The organism is uncultured Erythrobacter sp. (assembly GCF_947492365.1).
In the GTDB taxonomy this organism is placed as follows: Bacteria; Pseudomonadota; Alphaproteobacteria; order Sphingomonadales; family Sphingomonadaceae; genus Erythrobacter.
This window is the reverse complement of the sequence record NZ_CANLMB010000002.1, coordinates 476,703-500,705: the sequence shown is the minus strand read 5'-3', so window position 1 is coordinate 500,705 and position 24,003 is coordinate 476,703. Positions and strand designations below refer to the sequence as shown.

Sequence of the window (24,003 nt, the reverse complement as noted above, 5' to 3'; positions counted from 1 at the left end):
CGGGCAGCTTCCGACTGCTCGATTAACGATCCTTCCAGCGCCCTTTGACCGGCTCGAACTTGTCCACCCGGATCGACTGCCACACGCCGCCCACCAGATAGGGATCATCGTTCACTGTCGCGCGCGCGGCCGCTTCATCCTCGGCCTCGATGATCAACAGAGAGCCGACAAATTCGCCCTTGGCATTGGTCAGCGGACCGGCAGCGCGGTAATTCTCTTCGTGCTGCGCCATCCACTCGCGCTGCGCCTCCAAATGCACTTCGCGCAGCTTGTCATTGTTCTCACCGTCGCGGCAATAGAAGCAGAAAAGAGCCATGACGGCTGGGTTATCACAGCAGGTGCTGTGATCAAGCACGATCAAAATGGTTTCCGATGTTACGACTTTGCTTGATTGAGAGGCGCGACCGGTCCAAATCGCCTCAATTGCGCCCGACTCAGGGCGACCCTCAGCGAAAGGCCTATCTGCGAAGTGACCCACCCAAGCCTGCCGGCCAATACGGCCAACTTCCTCGACCGCAGCGAATTGCGCCGCGCCTATCGCGCCGAAGAGGAGGCTTGTGTTGCGCAGAGGCTGGAACAGGCAGCGCCTGCGCGCAAGGTAAGCGAAGCGGCGGCACAGCTCGCAATTGAATTGATCGAGGGTGCGCGCAGTCACAAGGCGAGCGGGATCGACGCCTTCTTGCAGCAATACGGGCTCGACACCGAAGAGGGCATCGCGCTGATGTGTCTGGCAGAGGCGCTGCTGCGCGTGCCCGATGACGAGACGGCAGACGCGCTGATCCGCGACAAGATCGGCGAAATCGAATGGGGCGAGCATCTGGGCGAAAGCTCCTCGACCTTCGTCAATGCCGCGACATTTTCTCTAATGCTGACCGGCGAAGTGCTTGAGCGCCCCGAAGAGCACCAGCGCGGTATGGGCGGCACTCTCAAACGCACGATGAACCGACTGGGCGAGCCGGTGATTCGCAAGGCAACCTTGCAGGCCATGCGCATTCTGGGCGGGCAGTTCGTGTTCGGGCGTACTATCGACGAGGCGCTCAAACGCGCAAAGCCTGAACGCGCGAAAGGCCTGACGCATTCGTTCGACATGCTCGGCGAAGCCGCGATGACCTACGCCGATGCCGACCGCTATCGTCAGGCTTACGATGGCGCAATCGAGCGGCTGACACGCGAGGCTTCGGGAGGTGTTGGTCCCTCGCCCGGTATTTCGGTGAAGCTGTCTGCGCTTCACCCCAAATACACCCATTTCCACGCCGAGCAGGCACACGCCGAAATCGTTCCGATTGTGAAGGCGCTTGCGCTCAAGGCGCGCGACGCCGACATCCACTTCACCATCGATGCAGAAGAGGCCGAGCGGCTCGAAGTCAGCCTCGACATTATTGAGACCTTGGTCAGCGATGACGAGCTGTTCACCCGCGCTGATGGTTCGCGCTGGGAAGGCTTCGGCCTCGCGCTGCAAGCCTATCAGAAGCGCGGCGTGCCGCTGTGCGATTGGGTGGCCAAGCTTGCCCGCAGGCACAATCGCAAGCTGTTCGTGCGGCTGGTCAAGGGCGCCTATTGGGACACCGAGGTAAAGCTCAGCCAAGTTGGTGGCTATGACGATTATCCGGTCTTCACCCGCAAGATCGCCACCGATGTCTCGTACCTCGCCTGCGCCTCGCGCCTGTTTGAGCATGACGACATCATCCGCCCCGCTTTTGCCACCCACAACGCCTACACAGTCGCGGTGGTGAAGCAGTTGGCTCAGGGCCGTCCGTTCGAATTCCAGCGCCTCCACGGCATGGGCGAGGAGGTGTTCGAAACCTTGCGCAACCTCGAAGGCGAGAACGCGACGCCGGTGCGCATTTACGCACCTGTGGGCGGGCATAAAGAACTGCTCGCCTATCTCGTGCGCCGCCTTCTCGAAAACGGAGCAAACACCAGCTTCGTCAACCGCATGGGCGATGCCGAAGTGCCCGCCGAGGAGCTGGTCGGCGATCCGATTGCCGAGCTGGAAGCGCTTGAGGAGCGTCGCAATCCCGCGATCCCCTTACCGTGCGACATATTGGGAGAGCGCCTCAACAGCGCCGGGGTCGATCTGTCTGACCCACTGGTGCTGGCTCCGCTCCAAGAGCGGTTGGCCGGTCTGGCCGAATTGCAATGGCGCGCGGAGCCAACATTCCCGGGCGAGGAACCGGGCGAGATTGCGCCGATCACCATGCCGCATGACCTCACAACCGAAGTGGGCACACGCCGCGATGCGACGCAGGAGGAAGTCGATGACGCCTTCGCTCGCGCCGCCGCGATCCAGCCCGGATGGGACGCGCTTGGAGGTGAAAAGCGCGCCGTCCTGCTTGAGGAAGCCGCCGATCTGTTCGAGGCGCATACCGACGAGTTTCTTGTCCTGTGCCAACGCGAAGCAGGCAAGACCTTGCTCGACGGCGTGGCCGAATTGCGTGAGGCGGTCGATTTCCTGCGCTATTATGCAAGCGAAGCGCGCCGCCAGTTCGAAACGCCGGTCCACCTGCCCGGTCCGACCGGGGAAGAGAATACGCTCAGAATGCATGGGCGCGGCGTGTTTGCGACCATCTCCCCGTGGAATTTCCCTTTAGCGATTTTCACTGGAATGGCGTCGGCCGCGCTCGCGGCGGGCAATTCGGTTATCGCCAAGCCTGCTGAGCAGACCCCGCTGATCGCAGCGCTGGCAGTCAAACTGTGCCATGAAGCAGGCATTCCGCCCGAAGCGCTACAATTGCTCCCCGGCGCAGGCGATGTCGGGCAGATGATAACCGCAGACCCAAGGCTGGCGGGCGTCGCCTTCACTGGCTCGACCGAGACCGCGCAGGCGATCAACCGCACGCTGGCCGGACGCGATGGACCGATTGCGACTTTGATCGCGGAAACCGGCGGGCAGAACGCAATGATCGTCGACAGCTCCGCGCTGCCGGAACAGGTGGTGCGCGACGTGCTCGCCAGCGCGTTCCAGAGCGCCGGCCAGCGCTGTTCGGCCCTGCGCGTTCTTTATCTGCAAGATGATGTCGCAGACGAAATGTTGGAGATGATCCGCGGGGGTTTCGAGGCGCTTCATATCGGCGATCCGGCTGACCTTGCCACCGATGTCGGTCCTGTGATCGACCCCGATGCGCAGGCTGCGCTCGAACGCCACGTCGCCCGGCGCGAGGCCTCGGGCCACACGGTCTGGCGGCGCGAGCTGGCCGATTTCACCAGCAAGGGGTGTTTCGTTGCACCGACGATCATGGAGATTGACTCGATCCTCGACCTGAAGCGCGAGAATTTCGGCCCGATCCTGCATGTCGCGCGCTTCGAATCCGATGAGCTGGGGCAAGTCGTGGATGAGATCAACGCCACCGGCTACGGCCTAACACTCGGTCTCCATAGCCGGATCGAGGCAACGCGGCGCTTTGTCCAGTCGCGCGCGCGGGTTGGTAATTTCTACGTCAACCGCAACCAGATCGGCGCGATCGTCGAAAGCCAGCCCTTTGGCGGCGAGGGCCTTTCGGGCACCGGCCCAAAGGCGGGCGGACCGCATTACCTCGCGCGCTTTGCGACCGAGAGGGTGACCTGCATCGATACAACTGCGGCGGGCGGCAATGCGAGCCTGCTGGCCAGCCTGTGAGACATGACCCTTATACGGACTTGAAACGCCTCACAGTTGCGCGATAGCTAAAGGCGCATGATCAAACGCATAGCCCGCCTGGCCACCCATCTGCTCACGCTCGTCGCTCTCATGTGGAGCGGCGCAGCGCTGGCAGATGTGCAGATCCACTTCCATTCGTTCAACGGATCGGTTCTGTTCGGGCGATATCCGCACACCTTCATCGTGCTCGAAGGGACGCTCGATGACGGCACCGCAGTCAACGAGAATTACGGCTTCACCGCCCAATCATCATCGGCTGCGATCACGCGCGATTGGGTCGGGCATTTGGTCGAAAGCGAGCCGCAACGCTATGTCCGGCGCACCAATCGCCATTTCTCGATTACGCTCACCGACACTCAATATCGCCGGATCGTGCAAGAGGTGCGGCTCTGGAAGGATGAGCCAGGCTCACGCTACAGTCTCGATCAGCGCAATTGCATCCACTTTGTGGGCCGGATGGCGCAGCTTGTCGGATTACGGGTTGAGTATCCTGACAACATGCTGCGGCGACCCAAGAAATGGCTCAACCACATTACCTCGCTAAACCCCCAATTGGGGGCGGAATTGATTGATTGAACGTCTAAGCGGGGGATAGGACGCCGCTGCAATCGCGCTTGCGCTTGCCCCCGATGCGCCCATGCGGAATCTATCGCGCATGGCGATTCTCTCAGACAAATGGATCCGCGAACAGGCGCAATCGAACGGCATGATCGAGCCTTTCGAGGAAGCCCAAAGGCGCGATGGCTGCATCTCATACGGGCTTAGCTCCTACGGATATGACGCGCGCGTTGCTCCCGAATTCAAGATCTTCACCAATGTCGACAGCTCGACGGTCGATCCCAAGAGCTTCGATCCGAAGAACTTCGTCGACCGCGACAACGATGTCTGCATCATTCCGCCCAATTCATTCGCGCTGGCCCGCACTGTGGAATATTTCCGCGTGCCTGAGGATGTGCTCGTCATCTGCCTTGGCAAGAGCACCTATGCGCGCTGCGGAATTATCGTGAATGTCACCCCGCTCGAGCCAGGTTGGGAAGGGCATGTCACGCTGGAGTTCTCGAACACAACACCGCTCCCGGCGAAAATCTACGCTAATGAAGGCGCGTGCCAGTTCCTGTTCCTGAAGGGCAATGAGCGCTGCGAGACGAGTTATAAGGACCGGGCGGGCAAATATATGGGGCAGCGCGGCGTTACGCTTCCCCGTCTGTAGATGCCCCGAGTTTGATAGCTCGACATTGGTGCCGCGCGAGCTAGGTTTGCACATATGAGCATCTCCAAATTTCCGTTCTGGCGCGTTGTGCCGGGTGCGCGCGCGGGTGAATATCTACTGCCGGTCATGCCCGCTGCGACGGTCGGTCCAGAAGGCGCTGGGCACATTATGGGCGGAGTGGCGCTGGCAGCGTTAATCGATGCGATGGAGATTGATGCCGAGCTGCCATTGCTGTTTGCGCAGGTTCAGTTTCTCAGCCCCACCCAGCACGCCGAAGAGCTTTCAATCTCTTGCGAGCAATGCGGCGGCGGACAGGCGATCGCGCAATATGCCGCCAATGCTCATGTGAACGGCCGCCCGACCCATCGCGCCAGCGCCGCGCTCGGGGCGCGCGAGCCTGTTAAAAAGCAGCAATTCGCGCAGATGCCCGAGGTGCCCGGCCCTGATGCAAGCAGCGAGATAACGCGCGACTGGGCCGCAGCGGGCGGATTGATCGATCAGGTCGAAATGCGCCTTGCAAGCGAAGACAATGAGCGCGGCTACCACGCAATGTGGTCGCGCAGCCGCGCAGGCTTTGCCAATGACGCCGGGTGGCTTGCGATCATCTCCGATTTCTTCCTCGGCTCACACCCGCAAGCGCATGGGATTGGTTCATCTAGCCTTGATGCCATGTTCCGCTTTGTCCAATCGAGCGAGCCAGGCTGGGTGCTGTCGGTTACCGAATTCGCCGCATTCGAGCGTGGGACCGTGCATGGCAGCGCGCGCCATTATGCCGAAGACGGCACGCTGCTCGCCATATCGAGCCAGACCGGTGTGCTTCCGCGCATACCAATGGGTGACTTGCCGTCGTGAATGTTCTCAAACTTGCTCTGCTGCTCTTGTGGGCGGCCTTGGCATTGGCCCCTGAGGTTTTCTCTCGGGTCGCGGGACTCGAAGGCTTTGGCCCACTCGCGGGCTATTTCGTGCTGCTCGCCGCCACACTTTTCGGGATCATAGCGGCAGCCTTTGTTCGCAGCGGAGCGCTTCGCTGGGTGAGCGCGGTCCTGTTTGCAGGCGGCGCGCTGGTGGCGACCGGCTTTGCGAAGGCGACGGGCCAATTCCTCACCTATGACGCCTTCATAAACATGCTGGGTTCGAGAGGCTTCTTGGGCGAGGCGCTGGGTCAGTTTGGCACCCCTTTGGCAATCGCGTTGGTATTTTCGCTGTTGCTGCTTCTCGCGATCGGATTGCCTGCGCGCGGCAAGTGGCAGCTTGCGCCAATCGCGGCTTGTCTGCCCCTCGCCGTCCTAGCAGGACTTACCGCGATGCTGTTCGTGCGCGGGGGCGAAGGCGCAAGGGGCCTCCCCTCAAGCTACACCACGCTCGCCTATGTCGGACTTTACACCGCCGAGAGCGCAATGATGCCGAGCGCCGAAAGGGACGCGAGCAAGCTGCCGCTCGATGGCGAGCCAGCAGGCCATATCGTGCTGGTGATCGATGAGAGTGTTGCAGGCCACTATCTCGACATAAATACGTCTGCAGGAGTCGAAACTCCGCTTTCGCGCGAATGGCCGGGTCTCGCGATCACCAATTTCGGCGTGGTCCCGAGCATCACCAATTGCAGCATCGGTTCAAACCTTGGCTTGCGATTTGGTGGCAAACGCGAAAACTACCGCGAGATTCTCGCCAGCGGCGCTTCGATCTGGGCCTATGCCAAACGCGCAGGAATGCGAACCGTCTATATCGATGCGCAGCGAACAGGAGGCGCGTTGCATAACGGCATGGACGAGGAGGAGCGCAGCCAGATCGATCTGTTCGTGCAGTTTGACGATACGCCAATTTTGCAGCGCGACCAGCTGGCCGCGGATCGCATCGCCGCCGAACTCGCCAATCCGCAGCCGAGCTTCATTCTAGTAAACAAGGTCGGGGCGCATTTCCCGATCCATGACAAATATCCCGATAGCCATATGCGCTATGCACCAGCGCTTGCACGCGGCAGCTATACAGAGGTCGCTGACACAGGAGATCGCGACGGCTTTGACGGCACCTCTGAAAGCTGGAGGCTCTACCGCAATTCCTACCGCAATTCGATAAGTTGGAGCGTGGGCTCATTCTTCGAGCGGTTGCTTAGCAACGCTGATCTCAGCTCAACCATCCTGATCTACACCGCCGATCACGGACAGGATCTGCGCGCCGACGGCCGCACCGGCCTGACCACACATTGCACCGCTGAACCGATCCCTGCCGAAGGGGCTGTCCCGTTGATTGTCATTGCGGGCGAGACGCGCGAGGACGCGCGATTTGTCGCGCAGGGCAATGGCAGCCAATACCGTATCTTCCCCACGATTATGACCTTGATGGGTTATCAGCAGGCTGCCTCGCGCGCCGCCTATGGCCCCGACCTCTTCGATCCCTCAAGGGAGCCCGACACGTTCAACGCGCGATTTAACGCCCGGTTGGGGCAGGAGCCGGTCTGGGTATCAATTGATGCCGAAAACCTCGCCAATCCGGTTCGCGCGGATCAAGGCGAAGGTTCACTGATCGAGTTTTGATCCTGGAGACCACTCGCCCACTCCATCCTTCGCACTTTGACACGCAGGCCGGTCAAGGCCATGCCGGTCGCAAAGGAGACACATGCAAATGACTGACACCTGCGAATTCGACATCATTGTCTATGGCGCCACCGGCTATACCGGACGCCTCGTCGCCGAGTATCTCAACAACCACTACGGATCGTCAGACAACGCCCCAAAATGGGCGATGGCAGGCCGGTCGCAGGACAAGCTCGAGGCCGTGCGCGATGAAATCGGCGCACCTGCCGATACGCCGCTGGTTGTCGCCAATGCCGATGACGACGCTGATCTGGAGGCGATGTGCGCGCGCACCAAGGTCGTCATCACAACGGTCGGCCCTTATCAGCTCTATGGTGACAAGCTCGTCGCAGCCTGCGTCAAAACCGGCACCGACTATGCCGATCTATGCGGCGAGCCTGCATGGATGGCGGAGAAGATCGAGGAGCATCACGAAGCCGCCAAGGCGAGCGGCGCGCGGATCTGTTTTTCGAGCGGGTTCGATTCGATCCCCTTCGACCTAGGCGTCTTGATGACGCAAAAGACCGCGCAAGAGCGGTTCGGTAAGCCTGCTCCCAAAATCCGCGGGCGCGTGCGCGCAATGGCTGGCACATTCTCGGGCGGCACCGCAGCCAGCCTCGGCGCGACGATGAAGGCCGCCGCGAAGAACCCGCGCCTTATCAACGTGCTGCGCGATCCCTTTGCACTTGCACCGGGCTTTGATGGGCCCAGCCAGCCTTCGGGCATGATCCCGAGCTATGAGAAAGATCTCGACAAATGGGCCGCGCCCTTCGTGATGGCGCCGATCAACACCAAGAATGTCCACCGCACCAATTTCCTGCTGGGTCATCCTTATGGTGAGGATTTCCAGTATGACGAAATGATGCTCACCAGCCCGGGCGAAGCAGGCAAGAAAATGGCCGAAGCTGCGACCGAGATGATGAAGAACCCCTTCGGCGCCAAGCCGCCTAAGCCCGGCGAGGGTCCGAGCAAGGAAGAGCGCGAGAACGGCTTTTACGATGTGTTGTTCGTCGCCGAGATGGGCGATGGCAAGAACGTGCATTTCGGGGTCAAAGGCAAATATGACCCGGGCTATGGATCGACGAGCCGGATGATCGCCGAAACCGCCATTGCACTGACGCAAAGCGATGCGGATGGCGGGATCGGTACGCCGGGCTCATTCCTCGGCGAAGCTCTGGTCGACCGGCTTCAGGAACACGCCGAGATCAGCTTCGCAGCAGAGAACTAGGGTCCCGCAGAGCAAGGAATTCGGGTGGCCACCAGCTTGAAGGTCGGTTGCCACTCGCCCTGCTCGTCAGGCGCATAAGTCACGCGTTCCCAGCTGTCGGGCCCGAGCCTTTCGAATTCAGCGCGGAAATTCCGCCGTTCGGGATAGACCTGCCACATCGTCAGGCGACCATCGATCATCTTGGCGCGCAGGTCCTGTACCTGCCTTCCAGCTGTGTGCAGCCAGCTCATGTCCCACTCGCCCGCCTCGCTGTCCCACATGCGGATATTCACACCGCGCGGGGCATCGGGAACAAGGCCGGGATCGGGATCAAACCATTCATCCTCAATCGCCATCCCGCCCAGAATATAGCGCCCGTTCCATCGCGGCGCGGGGCCGGGGCGCGGCGGCGTCCATGCGCCTGCGCGATAGGCATGGGCTGTGACGGTAAAATCGCCAATCAGGAAGTCGAACTCGGCAAGTTCCGCGGGCGCTTCCGGATGCGGCGCGCCATAGTCGCATAAGGGCGGCGCGATGCTCAGTTCCTCATGCGCTTCGGCCAAAGCAGCGGACGGCAAGGCGAGCGCTAGTGCGGTCAGAGCGAAAGTGGGACGTCTCATTGCAGTTCCTCTCGCCCGCAATCCTAGCGCGTGAGAGGGTTGCTAGCCAGATCAGAAGCTCAGCCGCACACTGGCGCGGATATTGCGTCCTGAAAGCGGCACAAAATCCTTGGTGAAGCTGGCGTGGCGGCGGCCTGTAACGTCGAAAACGTTGTCCGCAGCAAGTTGCAGAGTCACATTCTCATTATTCGCCATAGGACGCCAAGCGACAAGGAAGTTGACGAGCGCAAAATCATCGGTCGGTGTTTCAAATGTCGGCACTTCGTCCTGTTCGGCAAACCACTGGACTTCGCCGCGAATGTCGAAGGCGTTGGATTGCAGTTCAAGCGCGCCCAGCAGACTGAGCGGCGGGATGCGTGGGACCGATGTGCCATCGTCCAATTCTGCTTCGACATAAGAAGCGCGCAGATCGGTGATCAGGCCGAAATCGCCATTGTCGAACAGCGGGAACGTCACTTCGCCTTCAAATCCGAAATAGTCCGCATCCTGTTGGAGATAGACGAAGACGGGCAGTCCATCTTCTTCATCACCCGTCTCGGTCAGGTAAATGTAATTGTCGAACCATTGGTTGAAGACGGCAAAGCTGAACTGCGCTGGGCCGGCCCGTCCGCGCACAAAGGCCTCTGCCCCCCATGCGCTTTCGACAGAGAGGTCTGTGTCGCCAATCTCGAAGGCCTGAGTAGCGATATGCGGGCCATTGGAAAACAGCTCCTCGGCGCTCGGTGCTCGCTCGGCGCGGCTGATATTCACCCCTGCACGCAGAGCTTCATCGCTTTCATAGATCAGGCCCAGCGCTCCCGAATACGTCTCGAAATCACGATTGACGCGGTTGAGCGTGTCTTCGACATCGGTAAACTCGGCGCGTGCGGCCAGTTCGATCTGGAACGGGCCATTGCCGAATTCCTGCAGGCCGAAAACGGCGAACTGATCGGTCAGATTCGGCGGGACGTAAGCCTCTGCACCCTCAGCAAAGAAGTCGCGGTGGCGGAACTGGACGCCAAGGCTCCCGCGTGACGGGCCGCGCTCATTCTGAACCAGTTCTATCCTTGTTTCGAGGCTCTGGACGTCGAATACTGTCCCGACTTCCTCACCCTCGAATTCGGTATGGGTGTAGTCGGAAAAGCCTGTGCGGATCTTGAGCCGCGAGAAGAAGCCGTCGCCAAGGAAGATATCGCCGCGAAAATCGGCGCGAATTTGCTCCAGATCGATCGTGACGATTTCCTCGCCCTCTTCCGCCTCGCCTTCTTCTTCGCCCTCTTCTTCGTGGGCGTGCTCGGTTCCCGGACGGCCGGGTATGCCATAATTGGTGTCGTAATAACCGATCGATGCGCCGAACGAGCTTTCGCCCAGGATCACGCCGAACCCGCCATTGATTGTCCAACTTTCGCTTGCCGTGTTGGGGACAAAGCCGGTCTGGTTTGCAGCGTCTCGGAACTCTTCCGCTTCTTCAAACTCACCCTCGGCCTCTTCTTCATCGGCCTCGGCGAGAATTTCCGCGCGCAGTTCGGGCGCGATCTGGAAACCGGGAATCTCCAGATCATCGCTTTCGCGCCACGTGCCGTCGAGATGGAGAACCAGAACATCGCCGACCGGCACGTCAATCGAAGCGCCGCCGGTGCGTAGGTCGGTTGCGCTGTCATAGGCTGCGAGCGCATCGAGGTGATATCCTTCGTCCGGCACACGGCGCGGAATGCGCTTATCTATGACATTGACCGCGCCGCCTATCGCCTGACTGCCGAACAGCAGGCTCGCCGGACCGCGCAGAACTTCAATCCGTTCTGCCGTCAAAGGGTCAATTGTGGTCGCGTGGTCAACCGAAGTGTTTGAGACATCGGCTGTGCCAATCCCGTCTACCAGCACTCGCACACGTTCTCCCTGAAAGCCGCGCAGCACCGGACGCGAGGCGCCTGGCGCAAAGCTGCTGGCTGACACGCCGGGCAGTTTGGCCAGAACTTCACCAAGCTGGCCGTTGAGGTTGCGCTGGATTTCTTCGGCTTCGAAGACGCTTGTGCCTGCCAGAATGTCGAGCTGCTCAAGACCCTCTGCGCTGACGATGATATTGCCCTGATAATCGGTCTGGCGGTTGTGAAGATCATCTTCGACACGCGTAGAGCCTTCGCCAGTTTGCCCTTCATCTGCCGCTGTCTGGTCAACCTGGGCAAAGGCGGGGCCCGCGCACGCCGCAAATGAAAGCGCGGCGGCAAGAGCAATACGGGATGAGATCGGCGTCATGTCGGTCCTGACTTATGATGTAATAACGTTACAATGTGACAAAGTATCATGCGCCCTACAGGTCACGTGGCAAAGCGCAACCCGAAATCCCTCTGCGTCGACGAAATGCGCGCCACATCCGACATGCAGCATGGAAATGCGGCACAAAGGACACGCAAACTGACGCGCGCATGAACAGATGCACACGATCAGCGGAATTCGGCTGTCGGAAAAATGGAGCGGGCGAGGCGATTCGAACGCCCGACCCCAACCTTGGCAAGGTTGTGCTCTACCCCTGAGCTACGCCCGCTCACTGACGTCTCGCAGAGCAGCTGAAAAAGCTAAGTCTCTGCCGGAGAGGCGGCGCGATTAGCAGCGGTCGCGAATGCCTGCAAGCGTAAAATTCGTGTGGTTTTGCGCTTATTCGGTGCAAGGCGACTAGCCAGCGTGCGCTTCACGCTTCACATAGCCACAAAATGCCCCACATTGGGGCTCACACATAGCAACGCAGAATTCTCAAAAGGAGCGAACCCTTGGCCAGCATGGGTCTCAATATCGAAGAACAAAAAGCGGTTGAGCGGTTTCAGCAAACCGTTGTCACACCGTCGCAAACCAAGCTCGTGATCCTCGATTTCTGGGCAGAATGGTGCGGGCCGTGCAAGGCGCTTACTCCGGTGCTCGAAAAGGTCGCAGCTGAATATGCGGATAAGGGCGTCATTCTCGCCAAGGTGAATGTCGATGAAGAAAAATTCATCGCCAGCCAATTCCAGATCCAGTCGATCCCGACCGTCTACGCCATGTTCCAGGGTCAGCCGGTCGCCGACCTTTCAAAGGCGCGAAGCGAAAGCGAGCTGAAGCAGGTGCTGGATCAATTGCTGACGCAGCTGCCGGTGCAGGCTGGCGCAGATAGCGGCGATGGCGCGCCGCAGGGGCCATCAGCGCAAGAGATCGAGCGATTCGTGACCATGGGCGAAGAAGCGCTCAGCGGCGGCGACAGCGAACGCGCAATGGGCATCTTTGCGCAGGTGATCGAATTCGACAACGCCAATGCCCGCGCGATTGCCGGTATGATCCGATGCCAGATCGCGATGGGTCAACCGGGCGAAGCGTCCAAAATGCTCGAAGCGATCCAATCAAGCCCTGTCTATGCGACGGTCCAGGATGATGCTGCGATGGTAGCGGCCCAAAGCGCGCTCGAACTTTCGTCCACGCGGGTCGATGAAGGCGAGCTTGCCGCTTTGCGCGAGGCTGCTCAGGCTGATGCGGACAATATGGAGGCGCAGATGGCCTTTGCCGAAGCCGCCTTTGCTGCCAATTCGCGCGATGAGGCCGTCGACACTCTGCTTGCCATGGTCGCCAAGGACCGCGAATGGAACGACAGTGCGGCGCGCGCCAAACTGCTCCAGATCTTCGAAGCTATCGGGCTGGAGGATGAATGGGTGGTCGCCGCCCGCAGGCGCCTGTCCAAGGTGCTGTTCGGGTAATTCAGACGCCGATGTCCACCCGCCTTTCCATCTTTCCTCTGCCCGGCGCAGTCCTGTTTCCGGGGCTGCAATTGCCGCTTCACATCTTTGAACCGCGTTACCGCGCGCTGGTTGGTGATGCGCTCGTGCGCGACCGGAAGATCGCCATGATCCAGCCCCAGCGCTCGATTGAAGGTGCGCCGCTCTATTCCATCGGCTGCGTCGGCCGTATCGGTGAGATCGAGGCGATGGATGACGGGCGCTACAACCTCATCCTCGAAGGCGAAGCGCGGTTCAAGCTGGTGCGCGAACTCGATGTCGCAACCGCCTTTCGTCAGGTCGAAGGCGAGTTGATCGAAGACGACGAAGACGAAGTGCTAAGCCACGCCCAGCGCGGCGGTTTTGAACGTGAAGCGCGCGAATTTGCCGACAGTCAGGGCTACAGTGTCGATTGGGATTCGGTCGAACGGCTGGACGACCAGTCACTCATCAATGGCGTCTCGCAGATCGCACCCTTCGATCCGGCGTCAAAACAGGCACTGCTCGAAGCGCCAAGCCTGTCGGCCCGATGTGAGCTGCTGGTGCAGTTGATGCAGTTCTTTGGCCGCAGCGATCCGAGCGAGGAAATCACAACCCTGCAATAGGTGGATGGCCAAGTTTGCGACCCGATGTCGCACTATACTCCTGTGCGATTGCCGCAGAAGTAACTATACGGTTACTTATGAACCTGATCACCCCTCTGACCAAGGGCGAGCGGACCCGCGCGCACATTGTCGCAACCGCGGCCAGCCTGTTCTGGCGCTACAATTTCCACGGCGTTTCGGTTGATAGAATCGCCGACGTTGCGGGCGTAAACAAGGCGACCGTTTACCGCTACTTCGCCGACAAGAACGACATCGCGCTCGCTGCCGTGCGTTATCACGGTGAGCTGACTTTGCGTGATGTGTTCGAGGCCAATTTCAAACGGTTTGCGCGGCCGGAAGAGCGCTTGGCCGGGATCTATTCCGACATTCATTGCGCGCATCAGGCGCTCAAAGACGAGGACGGAGACCTCTATGGCTGTCCTGTCGTCGGTCTTGCTCTGGAATTGGGACAGGAAATGCCAGCCTTACGAGCGGAGGCGCGGGCAATCTTCGATCGAGTTGAAGGCTTCCTGCACGAAATTGCGAAAGGGGCTTTGGCGGCAAGCGGGAAGTCCGGTTCTGCAGAGGGACTTGCGCGCACTCTGGTCCAACTGCTCCATGGAGCCTTTGCATCGGCACGCCTTTCAGCCGAACCTGACCGCATCATTGATGCAGGGAACGCATCGCTTGAATTGATAGGGTATCCGAATACACCCATTCTGCTCGCGCAGCAGGCGGCCTAGGGTCTCACTAAACCAGCGAACCGCTTGCTGACGAGCCAACGTCGAATGCCCCGCGAAGACCGTCGATGACATACTGCGCGGCAAGCGCGGACAGCAGCACGCCCAGCAGCCGCGTGATAACCGCCTCAACCTTGTCTCCAAGCAGCCGGATCAGTGGGCCCGCGGCGACCAAAGCTGCAGCAGTGATAATCAGCACCAGGCCCAGCGCTGCAAACACTTCAAGCGTTTCTGCAGGGGTGTCCGCTTCGTTCATCAGCAACATAATGGCAGCAATCGCTCCCGGCCCGGCGAGCATTGGCATCGCCATCGGGAAGACAGAGACGTCTTCGATCTCTGGGTCTGCGCTCACCTTGTCGGCGCGCTCTGCGCGGCGCTGGGTGCGTTTTTCGAACACCATCTCGAACGCGATCCAGAACAGCATCAACCCGCCTGCGATACGGAAACTGTCGAGTTCGATATGCAGCGCGCCAAGCAGCGCTTCGCCGAAGAATGCAAAGATCAGCAAGATCACAGCCGCGATTGCAGTTGCACGCAATGCCATGTTGCGTGCCTGCGCGTTGCTCGCATTCTTGGTGAGCCCCGCATAGATCGGCGCGCAGCCGGGCGGATCAATCACGACGAAGAGCGTGATAAAGGCGGAGATGAAGAGTTCAGGAAGCATCGCTGCCCCTCATCATTGTTCGCGCCATTAATCAAGGGGGCGATGCAAGGCTTTCTTCGATCGCGGTCGCCCATTGACCGGCATAGAAGTAGTCAGCGCTCACATATTTGGTGCCATCGGCGCGGTGTTCCCAGCGCCAGCGCAAAGTCCCGTCGCGCGAAAGCTGCGCATCAGCGGCACCCTCTTCGCCAATCGGAATGGCAGGCGGCGGCGGCACCGGATCACCTGCGCGCGGGCATGTCGCTACCAGCCCCTGAATTGCGTCGATTGCGGTCACGACAATGTCACCGTCCTCAATGTCTTCGCGTGCAGCAGGAGGCTGGGGGTCGTCGCGCCCCGCAACATCATAAGTCCAGCGGAACGATCCATCGCTCTGGCGGGTCCAGACGGTGACGTAATTGCCTACAAATCCCTCGGCATCCTGAAAGCGTCCCTGACTGAGCGCGAGCGAGCCGTCACAGCTTTGCACCACCACACGTGTTACCCACGCTGGCGCTTCATCGCTTCCACCCAGTGAGCCTGCAATCCTGTCGAGCGGGACAGGTCCGTTGCGGCCGTGGATCAGCGCTCCAGGAGCGGCGAAGTCCACAGACGCGCCGGACAACCCCTTCTCCTTCGCGGCGCGGGCATAGGCGATCTCGGTCGAGACAATTGCGCTAGGCTGAGCGGCGCCAGGTGCCCCACTGAGCGCACGCGCGATAATGGCATTCGATGGCCCGCGGGGACCACTGGTGCATCCAGTCAGGAAGGTGGCAGAAGCGGCAATCGCTGCAAGAACCAGAGCACGCTTCAAAGCTGTGCCGGAACCTCAAGGCCCGCATTACGATAGGCCGCGACGAGAGTGTTGCGCAGCAAGACCGCAATCGTCATTGGCCCGACACCGCCCGGCACTGGCGTGATTGCTCCAGCGACTTCGGCAGCCTCATCATAGGCGACGTCGCCGACAAGCTTACCCTTGTCCTTGCCGGGTTCGGGCGGCAGGCGGTTGATGCCTACATCGATCACGGTCGCGCCATCTTTCAACCAGTCCTTGCCGATCATCTCAGGCCGACCGACTGCCGCAACAACGATGTCCGCACGCTTAACGACGCTGGCAAGATCGCGGGTTCGGCTATGCGCGATGGTGACGGTCGCGTTGGCGTCCAGCAACAACTGCGCCATCGGTTTTCCGACAATGTTGGAGCGTCCAACCACTACAGCTTCAAGGCCGGAAAGATCGCCCAGCCTATCTGCCAATAGCATCATACAGCCCAGCGGCGTGCACGGAACAAAGCCCGACTGGCCCACCGACAAACGTCCTGCATTGATGACGTGAAACCCGTCGACATCCTTGTCCGGGCTGATCGAGGCGATGATCAATTGTTCGTCGAGATGGCCCGGCAGCGGCAGTTGGACAAGAATGCCGTCAACGGTTTCGTCATTGTTGAGCTGGTCAATCAGCGCGAGCAGATCGGCTTCGCCTGTGTCGTCGGGCAAGCGGTGCTCGAAGCTTTCCATATTGGCAGCGACGGTCGCCTTGCCCTTTGAGCCGACATAGACCTGGCTCGCTGGATCATCGCCGACCAGCACCACGGCCAGCCCCGGCTTGCGCCCGGCTTTGTCTGCAAATTCGAGCGCACTGGCGCCCACCTTTTCGCGCAAACCTGCAGCAAAGGCTTTTCCGTCAATTCGTGTCGCGGTCATCGAGCACCCACAATAATACCGTTCAGAACAATGAGCACGACCTGCAAGCCAATGATGAGCACCAATGGCGAGAAATCGATCGCTCCGGTCGATGGCATTACATTACGGATCGGGCGCAGCAAGGGTTCAAGCAACGCATTGATCGATTCATACACCTTACGAAGAAAATCGTTCGACGGGCTGATCACGTTAAAGGCGAACAGCAGACCAATCACGAACTGGATGATGATGAGCATCACGAATGCTCGGGTGAGATACGCTATAATGTCGTAGAGAACTTCGAGTCCGGTCATAGCTCTTTCAGTTACCTTGTCTTCGGCGCGGCCTTCGAAAGGCTTTGCTCGTTTATGTCCCTTGCAAAGCGTATTAGCCGACTAACACGCCCATTGCCAGCCTTACGCGCTGACCAGCGTTCCTGCCCCGCGCGCCGTGAAGAATTCGAGCAGCATCGCATGCGGCACCCGCCCGTCGAGCACAACTGCAGCATCACAACCCGACTCAACCGCCGAAACGCAGGTTTCAAGCTTTGGCACCATCCCGCCTTTGATGACCCCGTCTTCGCGCAATTTGGTGATACTGACGGGATCGAGATCGGTCAGAAGCTCACCATTGCCATCAAGCACGCCGGCGACATCCGTCAGCAGAAACAGCCGCGCCGCACCCAGCGCTGCTGCGATTGCGCCGGCCATTGTGTCCGCGTTGATATTATAGGTCGCGCCGTCATCGCCGCCCGCAATCGGTGCGATTACCGGAATCATGCCGGCCGCCACCGCAGTGTCGATCACGCTGGTATCGACTTCCGCAGGCTCTCCGACAAAACCGAGATCGACCACGCTTTCAATCAGACTTTCCGGATCACGGTTTGTGCGCGTGACCTTGCGCGCCTTGACCAGCCCGCCATCCTTGCCTGACAGGCCCAGCGCTTTGCCACCCGCATTGGAGAGCCAGCCAACCAGCTCTTTGTTGATTGCGCCCGACAGGACCATCTCTGCGATTTTGGCAGTGGCTTCGTCGGTAACACGCAGGCCATCGACAAAGGTGCTTTTCACACCCAGCCGCGACAGCATGTCGCCGATCTGCGGCCCGCCGCCATGGACAACCACCGGATTGATACCGACCGCCTTGAGCAGCACGATATCCTCCGCAAAATCCCGCGCGGCCTGGGCATTGCCCATCGCGTGGCCGCCATATTTCACCACAAAGGTGCGCCCGGCATAGCGCTGGAAATAGGGCAACGCCTCGATCAGCACTTCGGCTTTGGTCAGATCGGGGAGCTGGTCTGTATCGCTCGATTTCGCGTTCATCGCGTGGAAGCCTTTATGATGCCCATAGTAGAGGGCTCTTGCCGGAGCGCTTAGCGGCTTCGAAGCGCGTAGGAAAGCGCACGGCCCGTCGGAGTTCGGGAATTTATCGCTTGGCTTTGTAACCGAATACTGTTTCGCTGCGAATCGAGCATTGTAGGCGCAGGGAGATTTGCGCCGCTCGGTTCATTTTGATGGAGGAAACACCCATGAATACCACTCGTTTCAAAGGCTCGATCGCACTTGCCGCAGCCGCCAGCCTTGCCGCTGCATGTTCGGGCGGCGCTGACGCTCCGGCCGAAGCTGACGCAGCTGGCGCCGAAGAAGTCGAAGAAGTTGCCGCCGCTGACGATGCGAAAGAGAAGTGCTACGGCGTTTCACTCGCTGGGGCCAACGACTGCGCTGCAGGACCGGGCACCAGCTGCGCTGGCACCAGCGTTGTCGATTATCAGGGCAATGCATGGACCTATGTCGATGCAGGCACTTGCGAAACAACCGAAACCCCGAACGGGACCGGTTCGCTTGAGCCGATCGAAGCCTAAGCTTCACCCCGAATATCGCATGGAGCGGCCCTGACACAACGGGCCGTTTCCATCGCAACCAAAGGGCCGCGCGGCATTGTGCCTGCGCGGCCCATTTGCATATCGGTCGGGGAGTAGCGCTCTTCGAATGGCTGCGCACGGCACGCCGGATGTGTTAGCTTTGCTCCCATGCCCCGCCGCGCGCCTTCCAGACCCCGCTTCAAACGTTCCCGCCGAACCGCCAGCCGCATCGGCGATTGGTGGCTGATCTGGCGCATGCCAATGCTGCTGCTGGTGGTGATGGCTTTGTGGTGGTTCGTGTTCAGACCGATCACTGCAGAGCAAGGCTGGGAGCGCGTGAGTGACCGCTTCGCCATTTGCGGAGAGCAGGGAGCGCGGGAGGCCGGCTGCGTGGTCGACGGGGACACCGTGGTGCTCGGCTTCGGCGGGCAGCAGCGCCGCATCCGCCTGACCGGCTTTGACACGCCCGAGCTTGACGGAGCCTGCGAAGCCGAGCGCGCGCTCGCCCGGACAGCGCGTGCAAGACTGCACCAATGGCTCGCCGAAGGACCGTTCGAATGGGACGGCGCAGGCGATCCGCCGCGCGACCAGTACGGACGCGAATTGCGCGAAGTGCGCCGCACGCAAAGCGACCAAAGCCGCGAATACCTCGCCGAAGTGATGATCGATGCCGATCTTGCCAGCGAAAGCGGCTGGGGCAGCTCACCCAAAGACTGGTGCGGATAGCGCGCCATCATGCCACAGGGGCTTGCCTCAAGGCCGCCCATGCTTAGAGTGCCGCGCAAGCGAAGCGCCATATCCGGGCGCCTGCGCGCAGGGGACAGAGGGGAACCATCATGACCGAAGAGAGCAACAAGCCAGCGACAACCAATAGCGGGCCACCAGCAAATGGCGGGTTCGATCTCAACCAGCCAACGATCATTTCGCTGCTCTATCTTGGCAGCTTCATCACCGGCGTTTCCGGGTTGGTCGGCGTTATCCTTGCGCATGTCTGGCAGGGCGACAACCGGGAAGAGTGGGCCGCTTCGCACTTCACCTATCTGGTGCGCACATTCTGGATCGGCTTCATCGCCTTTGCGATCCTTCTCGTCTCCGTCATTGGCTGGCTCATCATCTGGGTGCCAATGATCTGGGTCGGCGTTCGCTCTATCCTGAGCCTGATCAAGGCACAGAAGCAGGAACCGATGCCCGACCCCAAGACGCTGCTGTTCTAAGCCTCTCCAAAGCGCTCCAAGCAGAGACATGGACCGCATGTTACACGGTCCAGAGGGAAAAACTGGCTCGATCACACGAGCGGTCACTGATCGGAAATAGCGATCATAAATCAAGGCGATACGCGGCTTGGCCATGTGAGCCGCAATAGCGCAATCATGTGCTTGTAGGAAAGTTCAGCGCGTAAAGCCGCCTATTCGGCCTTACGCCCACCTGCGATGCCAAAGCCGGGCACGGCTTCATCCTCGGCATAGCCCGCGTGATACATGTCCATGATGATCTCGGCACGCTCCGGTTCACCGCTCGCGCAGGTCACAATGTAGAGATCGACGATATTGCCATAGACGCCCGGCCCGAGATTACCAGAACGTGAGAATCTGGGGCGCGAGGTGTCCGAGCAGCGCAGGCGGCCCAGATAGGCGCGCTGCCCTTGCGGCATATGCGCCCTCACCGGATTCTCACTGCTGCCAAGTGGATAGGCCGAGGCCGCCTCGATTGCAGCCTCAAGCTCGCTTCCCTTCATCTGGGATTCCCCGCGCATCATCATCGCTAGCATCCCATCGAGATCACCCGAGGATGATCGCGGTGTATCGGCCATGGTTGCACAGCCCGTCGCCAGAATCGCCAACATGGCCGCCGTGGTTGCGCGAAAACTCGCGCTAACCTTGGAATTCAATCTAGTCATGTCCCCTGCTCCCCTGATCATTTCTTGATCTTGCCGAATTCAAAGAATTAAGCCTGCTATTACAGGGCGATGTGATAGACCTCTTCGCAAGCGAGAGCAATCAGTGCAGTAGGGACCATCCAAGATGTTGATGAGGATTTCCCGATGCGCCTAGCGATTTCACCTTCCCGGATTGCGCCCATTGCACTCATACTTGCGCTGGCCGGATGCAGCGAGCCATCGGATGATACAATTGCGGTGGAGGAACCCGCCGCGCAGGACGCCTTCTTCGCTGCGCTGTCGAGCCATTGCGGCAAGGCCTATGCGGGCGAGTTGGTTAGCGACGATGCGGCGGACGCCGATTTCGCTGGCATTCCGATGGTCATGTATGTCGCTGAATGCAGCGAGGACCGGATCGCGGTGCCCTTCCATGTCCAGGCCGGTGGCGAATGGGACCGTTCGCGCACCTGGCTCATCACCCGGACCGAAGAAGGTCTGAGGCTCAAGCACGATCACCGTCACGAAGACGGGGCCAGCGACGCGGTGACAATGTATGGCGGCGACACAGCAGCGGATGGAAGTGCGCGCGCGCAGGACTTCCCAGTCGACCAATTCAGCGTCGAAATGTTCGAACGCGAAGGGCTGACTGCCTCGGTCACCAATGTCTGGACGGTCGAGGTCGATCCGGCGGGCGCCGAGAATGCGCAGTTTGCCTATCAGCTGCGCCGCACCGTCGAAGGCGGCGCGCCCGAAGACCGGCATTTCCGCGTGGAGTTTGACCTCACCGCCGAAGTCGAAGCCCCGCCGCCCGCTTGGGGTTGGGAGTAAGAAGCCGGCCGCGCGCCAGCCTCGTCATCCTTCTACCCTAGAGCCCGGCCTCGGAAAATCCGCGTTCCATATTGCGGTATTCCTGAAGCAGGACATCGTGCATATCGGCGGCTTCCAGCAGGTCCGCGATGCGCTTCACATACAGATTGGCGTGGACCATCGCGGAATAGGCTTTGTTGAAGTCACCCATTTCGGTGTCGGCTTTGCCCCAGCGATTGGTAGCCGTCAGATAGGTCCGTTTGAGCGCAACCTGCATTTCCTTTCGCAAGGCCTCCAACGCTTTTGCCAACTCTTCGGGAGTATCGGCAGAGGCGAGCGCCTCGGCATAGTCAGAAAGGGGGCGATTGACCCTGCCAGCGAGCCGCGTCGCAACTTCGCTCGCGGTCTGCCGCAGATCATAGACCATAGCCTCCATGGTCTCGACCATCTCGCGCGCATTATCTGCCATTATTCCCATTGATACCTCCCCATGCATTCTTGCAGTGAGGGGTGTCGCACAGGCGGCAAGGCGCGGCAAACCGCGGGCGGTCCTTTATCGCAGGCCGGGGCCAGTTCAGTCCTCGAAAACGACCTTCACAAAGGGTTCGCCTTCAGGTGCAGGCGTGGCCATCTCGACGCCTTGCGCAACAATTTCGGAGGGAAGTGTGAACGCCAGAACAGCGCTTCCGCCGAGAAAGCCGAGCGCGCAGCCGATCAGACCATTGATGAATTTCACGCTGCGTTCCCCTGACTCTTCTGTTCTCGAATTAACCACCCCCTTATCGGGTCCTGTGGTGAAGAAAATGTTAGGATCGGCGCAAAAACTCGCGGATTTTACAGCGTTTTACATGGCAAGCATGGGCGGAGCCTGCCCAGAGCTTGGCCTGCGCGGGCATCGATCAAGCGCCCGGGTTGCAGCGCCGGGTTAACGCGGGAAACTTGATCCGATCCCATGGAATTTTACTTATGCCGGCCAGAGGCGTAGCATCCCCGCCAGTGGGATCGTCGGCGATGGGATAGGCGCACAAGCGTTTCGCCGGATTAGGACAAGCCGTTCAGGAACCAGCGCCAGACATGCGCGCCTGAGAGCTTGCCGCTTTTCACCCAGTCCAGATCAAGTGGGTCGCTAGCAATCCAACTTGAATTGGGGGTACACAATGAAGAATTATGCAAAAGCAATCGTCGTATGCGCGGCGCTCACTATGGCGAGCAGCGCGCTGGCAGAGGCACATGAAGAAGAAGGCGCGATGCCTTCGCCGCATTTTGAATTCGAAGGAACATTGTCGGGCGTGTCGGTTGTCGGCGGGGTTGGCGGCGAGGTCTTCGGCGCGTCATGGACCGAAACGCTCAGCGTCGGAGATGGCGATGGCGGGGTCACCGTCACCAGCCAGTGCGCGGGGATGGACCAACCCGAAGGCTCGCTGTTCGACCGCCACTTCACCTGCACACAATCGACCGAAGACGGGTCGAGCGGTGCGGTGCTGTTCGGTTGCAATGTCGAGAATGACGAAGGCAACGAAATGAGCTGTTACGGCTATTTTGAAGGCAAAAGCGGTGCAGTCGAAGGGCACGTTTCGCTCGAAACCGCCTATTACTGGATGAATCCGGACGGCACAGGCCGCGTGGTCGGATCGGGCCAATGGATCCGGTAAGTCTGCCGCGCAAGGGCTGAACAAAGAGAGCCGCGCTTCGGGAGACCGGAGCGCGGCTTTCGTTTGGAGCAAGGTGGTCCGCGCAATTTGCAAGTGTGGGGCGGCACGAACTGCGATATATCTTCGCGCATGGCAAAGATCGAAGCGATCCCCGTCCCTCCCGGCTCTCTGCTGGCCGGCTTTGGCCCACCGCAATCCTACCGCGATTGCTTTTCGCGCGAGGTGCCGGGCTCGGTGCCGCTCGAGCAGTTCATCGAGCGCTTCTATTGCAGCTGGACGTTCAGACCCGAGCGGCTGGCGCTGGGCCTGATCGGGCGCGGCGCGTCGAACGCCGATGCCCGCGCGGTGGCGAGCGGTGAAGCGCAGAGCTTTGCCGCGTGGACCGTGATCGAACGGCGGGAGGGCGAAATCCTGCTTCAGGACTTTCAAGGCGCAACCGCCAGCTGGCTCTCGGTCGTCCCGGGTGAAGGCTCGACAACGCTGCTATTCGGCAGCTGGGTCGGGAAGCCTGATCGCGGCGTGGTCAAGGTATTGATGCCGTTCCACCGCTGGTATTCGCGGGTGCTGCTGGGCGGGATTTGACCGCCCAGAGCGCCAACCGGCCTATTCGCTTGACTCGCCGCCGCTCACACCGCTGTCTTCGCTCACACCGCCCTCTTCGCTGGCAGGCACGTTTTTCATCGGCGTTTCAGGCAGATTGACCGGGACGTCGCCGGGTTGGGGATCGGCGACCTGCAATTCGCCGCCGCCGACATCTTCGACGCCGACTTCGTAAGTCACATCTTCCTCCTCCTCCGGCGCGCAGGCTGCAAGGCCGAAGGAGGGCAGAATGAGAGCGGCGATCAGGGGTTTCAGGCTGGACATTTGTGTCTCCTCATTCGGGGGGGGGGGTGAAGTGGGGCTGGTCTGAATTAGGCCGCCTCGCGGGCTTTGGTGACGATTGACGTGATCTCGTCGAGCAGGCCGAGGCGCTGTTTCTTGAGCGTTTCGGTCCGCGCATCGCTCGCCGCTTCGGTTTCGGCCTCGATCCGGTGCACCTGACGATTGACCTGATGATACTCGTCAGCAAGCCGCGCAAAGTGCCCATCTTCCTGCTTGAGCAGGGTAATCAGCCCGCGATCACGCTTGAAGATGGCGGTGAGTTCATTGGGCGTGTGCTGCGACATAAAGGAGGTCTCCCGGTTGGTGTGTGGGAGT

General features: G+C 60.3%; 28 protein-coding genes and 1 tRNA gene. 15 read left to right on the top strand and 14 right to left on the bottom strand.

All coding sequences use genetic code 11. From position 1 onward, the window contains the following. Window positions 1-22: 22 nt before the first annotated feature. Entirely contained in the window at window positions 23-316 is a 294-nt protein-coding gene (locus tag Q0887_RS13700; protein WP_299196338.1) for a YciI family protein, read from the bottom strand. 153 nt (window positions 317-469) lie between these two features. On the opposite strand from Q0887_RS13700, the gene putA reads away from it, so the two are divergent. The 6 genes from putA (at window position 470) to Q0887_RS13670 (ending at window position 8,645) form a co-directional block, all read left to right on the top strand. Next, on the top strand, window positions 470-3,616 hold the full coding sequence (gene putA, locus Q0887_RS13695; protein WP_299196336.1) for a bifunctional proline dehydrogenase/L-glutamate gamma-semialdehyde dehydrogenase PutA: 3,147 nt from the start codon (window positions 470-472) through the stop codon (window positions 3,614-3,616). Between the two features lie 57 nt (window positions 3,617-3,673). Continuing rightward, window positions 3,674-4,213 (top strand): hypothetical protein, encoded by a 540-nt coding sequence (locus Q0887_RS13690; RefSeq protein ID WP_299196334.1) that lies wholly within the window; start codon window positions 3,674-3,676, stop codon window positions 4,211-4,213. Window positions 4,214-4,292: 79 nt separating this feature from the next. Beyond that, entirely contained in the window at window positions 4,293-4,847 is a 555-nt protein-coding gene (gene dcd / locus Q0887_RS13685; RefSeq protein WP_299196331.1) for a dCTP deaminase, read from the top strand. Window positions 4,848-4,901: 54 nt separating this feature from the next. Then, window positions 4,902-5,699, top strand: coding sequence for an acyl-CoA thioesterase domain-containing protein (locus tag Q0887_RS13680; RefSeq protein WP_299196329.1), 798 nt, complete (start codon window positions 4,902-4,904; stop codon window positions 5,697-5,699). Continuing rightward, window positions 5,696-7,378, top strand: coding sequence for a sulfatase-like hydrolase/transferase (locus Q0887_RS13675; RefSeq protein ID WP_299196327.1), 1,683 nt, complete (start codon window positions 5,696-5,698; stop codon window positions 7,376-7,378). Before Q0887_RS13680 ends, Q0887_RS13675 begins: the two co-directional genes overlap by 4 nt. A gap of 88 nt (window positions 7,379-7,466) precedes the next feature. Beyond that, window positions 7,467-8,645 carry a saccharopine dehydrogenase NADP-binding domain-containing protein gene (locus Q0887_RS13670; protein WP_299196325.1) on the top strand — a complete coding sequence of 393 codons (1,179 nt, stop codon included), beginning with the start codon at window positions 7,467-7,469 and terminating at the stop codon, window positions 8,643-8,645. Here the strand turns inward: Q0887_RS13670 and Q0887_RS13665 are convergent. The 3 genes from Q0887_RS13665 to Q0887_RS13655 form a co-directional block, all read right to left on the bottom strand. Beyond that, the gene (locus tag Q0887_RS13665; protein WP_299196323.1) at window positions 8,642-9,244 is read right to left on the bottom strand and encodes a hypothetical protein; all 603 of its coding nucleotides are present in this window, start codon (window positions 9,242-9,244) and stop codon (window positions 8,642-8,644) included. The genes Q0887_RS13670 and Q0887_RS13665 overlap by 4 nt on opposite strands. Window positions 9,245-9,295: 51 nt before the next feature. After that, window positions 9,296-11,476: a TonB-dependent receptor gene (locus tag Q0887_RS13660; RefSeq protein ID WP_299196321.1), complete on the bottom strand. Its 2,181-nt coding sequence runs from the start codon at window positions 11,474-11,476 to the stop codon at window positions 9,296-9,298. A 214-nt stretch (window positions 11,477-11,690) separates the two neighbouring features. Beyond that, window positions 11,691-11,765 (bottom strand) — tRNA-Gly (locus Q0887_RS13655). A gap of 232 nt (window positions 11,766-11,997) precedes the next feature. On the opposite strand from Q0887_RS13655, the gene Q0887_RS13650 reads away from it, so the two are divergent. From Q0887_RS13650 to Q0887_RS13640, 3 genes are all read left to right on the top strand, one after another. Further along, entirely contained in the window at window positions 11,998-12,939 is a 942-nt protein-coding gene (locus Q0887_RS13650) for a tetratricopeptide repeat protein (protein ID WP_299196774.1), read from the top strand. A gap of 11 nt (window positions 12,940-12,950) precedes the next feature. Further along, window positions 12,951-13,562, top strand: a complete 612-nt coding sequence (locus Q0887_RS13645) for an LON peptidase substrate-binding domain-containing protein (protein ID WP_299196319.1) — start codon at window positions 12,951-12,953, stop codon at window positions 13,560-13,562. Between the two features lie 77 nt (window positions 13,563-13,639). Continuing rightward, window positions 13,640-14,284: a TetR/AcrR family transcriptional regulator gene (locus tag Q0887_RS13640; protein WP_299196317.1), complete on the top strand. Its 645-nt coding sequence runs from the start codon at window positions 13,640-13,642 to the stop codon at window positions 14,282-14,284. 7 nt (window positions 14,285-14,291) lie between these two features. On the opposite strand, the gene Q0887_RS13635 is transcribed toward Q0887_RS13640, so the two are convergent. The 5 genes from Q0887_RS13635 to argB form a co-directional block, all read right to left on the bottom strand. Further along, complete coding sequence (locus Q0887_RS13635; protein WP_299196314.1) at window positions 14,292-14,945, bottom strand: MarC family protein; 654 nt, start codon at window positions 14,943-14,945, stop codon at window positions 14,292-14,294. Window positions 14,946-14,976: 31 nt separating this feature from the next. Further along, complete coding sequence (locus Q0887_RS13630; RefSeq protein WP_299196313.1) at window positions 14,977-15,549, bottom strand: hypothetical protein; 573 nt, start codon at window positions 15,547-15,549, stop codon at window positions 14,977-14,979. 185 nt (window positions 15,550-15,734) lie between these two features. Further along, window positions 15,735-16,628 carry a bifunctional methylenetetrahydrofolate dehydrogenase/methenyltetrahydrofolate cyclohydrolase FolD gene (gene folD / locus Q0887_RS13625; RefSeq protein WP_299196311.1) on the bottom strand — a complete coding sequence of 298 codons (894 nt, stop codon included), beginning with the start codon at window positions 16,626-16,628 and terminating at the stop codon, window positions 15,735-15,737. After that, on the bottom strand, window positions 16,625-16,921 hold the full coding sequence (locus tag Q0887_RS13620; protein WP_299196309.1) for a YggT family protein: 297 nt from the start codon (window positions 16,919-16,921) through the stop codon (window positions 16,625-16,627). Before Q0887_RS13620 ends, folD begins: the two co-directional genes overlap by 4 nt. 102 nt (window positions 16,922-17,023) lie before the next feature. Beyond that, entirely contained in the window at window positions 17,024-17,932 is a 909-nt protein-coding gene (argB, locus tag Q0887_RS13615) for an acetylglutamate kinase (RefSeq protein WP_299196307.1), read from the bottom strand. A gap of 206 nt (window positions 17,933-18,138) precedes the next feature. Here argB and Q0887_RS13610 point away from each other — a divergent pair, with 206 nt between their 5' ends. The 3 genes from Q0887_RS13610 (at window position 18,139) to Q0887_RS13600 (ending at window position 19,685) form a co-directional block, all read left to right on the top strand. Beyond that, window positions 18,139-18,471, top strand: coding sequence for a DUF2282 domain-containing protein (locus tag Q0887_RS13610; RefSeq protein WP_299196305.1), 333 nt, complete (start codon window positions 18,139-18,141; stop codon window positions 18,469-18,471). Window positions 18,472-18,732: 261 nt separating this feature from the next. Further along, a complete protein-coding gene (locus Q0887_RS13605; protein ID WP_299196303.1) occupies window positions 18,733-19,197 on the top strand; it encodes a hypothetical protein in 465 nt (154 codons plus the stop codon). Window positions 19,198-19,307: 110 nt separating this feature from the next. Further along, window positions 19,308-19,685: a hypothetical protein gene (locus Q0887_RS13600; protein WP_299196300.1), complete on the top strand. Its 378-nt coding sequence runs from the start codon at window positions 19,308-19,310 to the stop codon at window positions 19,683-19,685. A 191-nt stretch (window positions 19,686-19,876) separates the two neighbouring features. On the opposite strand, the gene Q0887_RS13595 is transcribed toward Q0887_RS13600, so the two are convergent. Next, the gene (locus Q0887_RS13595) at window positions 19,877-20,368 is read right to left on the bottom strand and encodes a hypothetical protein (RefSeq protein WP_299196298.1); all 492 of its coding nucleotides are present in this window, start codon (window positions 20,366-20,368) and stop codon (window positions 19,877-19,879) included. 144 nt (window positions 20,369-20,512) lie between these two features. On the opposite strand from Q0887_RS13595, the gene Q0887_RS13590 reads away from it, so the two are divergent. Beyond that, the gene (locus Q0887_RS13590) at window positions 20,513-21,175 is read left to right on the top strand and encodes a hypothetical protein (protein WP_299196296.1); all 663 of its coding nucleotides are present in this window, start codon (window positions 20,513-20,515) and stop codon (window positions 21,173-21,175) included. 37 nt (window positions 21,176-21,212) lie between these two features. Here Q0887_RS13590 and Q0887_RS13585 read toward each other — a convergent pair whose 3' ends face one another. Together Q0887_RS13585 and Q0887_RS13580 are read right to left on the bottom strand one after the other, a co-directional pair. Then, window positions 21,213-21,623: a hypothetical protein gene (locus tag Q0887_RS13585; RefSeq protein ID WP_299196294.1), complete on the bottom strand. Its 411-nt coding sequence runs from the start codon at window positions 21,621-21,623 to the stop codon at window positions 21,213-21,215. Window positions 21,624-21,728: 105 nt separating this feature from the next. After that, the gene (locus Q0887_RS13580) at window positions 21,729-21,890 is read right to left on the bottom strand and encodes a hypothetical protein (RefSeq protein ID WP_299196292.1); all 162 of its coding nucleotides are present in this window, start codon (window positions 21,888-21,890) and stop codon (window positions 21,729-21,731) included. A 421-nt stretch (window positions 21,891-22,311) separates the two neighbouring features. Here Q0887_RS13580 and Q0887_RS13575 point away from each other — a divergent pair, with 421 nt between their 5' ends. Both Q0887_RS13575 and Q0887_RS13570 read left to right on the top strand, forming a co-directional pair. Beyond that, window positions 22,312-22,806: a hypothetical protein gene (locus tag Q0887_RS13575; protein WP_299196290.1), complete on the top strand. Its 495-nt coding sequence runs from the start codon at window positions 22,312-22,314 to the stop codon at window positions 22,804-22,806. 129 nt (window positions 22,807-22,935) lie between these two features. Continuing rightward, on the top strand, window positions 22,936-23,388 hold the full coding sequence (locus tag Q0887_RS13570) for a hypothetical protein (RefSeq protein ID WP_299196288.1): 453 nt from the start codon (window positions 22,936-22,938) through the stop codon (window positions 23,386-23,388). 21 nt (window positions 23,389-23,409) lie between these two features. Here the strand turns inward: Q0887_RS13570 and Q0887_RS13565 are convergent, their stop codons facing one another. After that, a complete protein-coding gene (locus Q0887_RS13565; protein WP_299196285.1) occupies window positions 23,410-23,670 on the bottom strand; it encodes a hypothetical protein in 261 nt (86 codons plus the stop codon). 47 nt (window positions 23,671-23,717) lie between these two features. Further along, window positions 23,718-23,972 carry a DUF465 domain-containing protein gene (locus tag Q0887_RS13560; protein WP_299196283.1) on the bottom strand — a complete coding sequence of 85 codons (255 nt, stop codon included), beginning with the start codon at window positions 23,970-23,972 and terminating at the stop codon, window positions 23,718-23,720. Window positions 23,973-24,003: the final 31 nt, after the last annotated feature.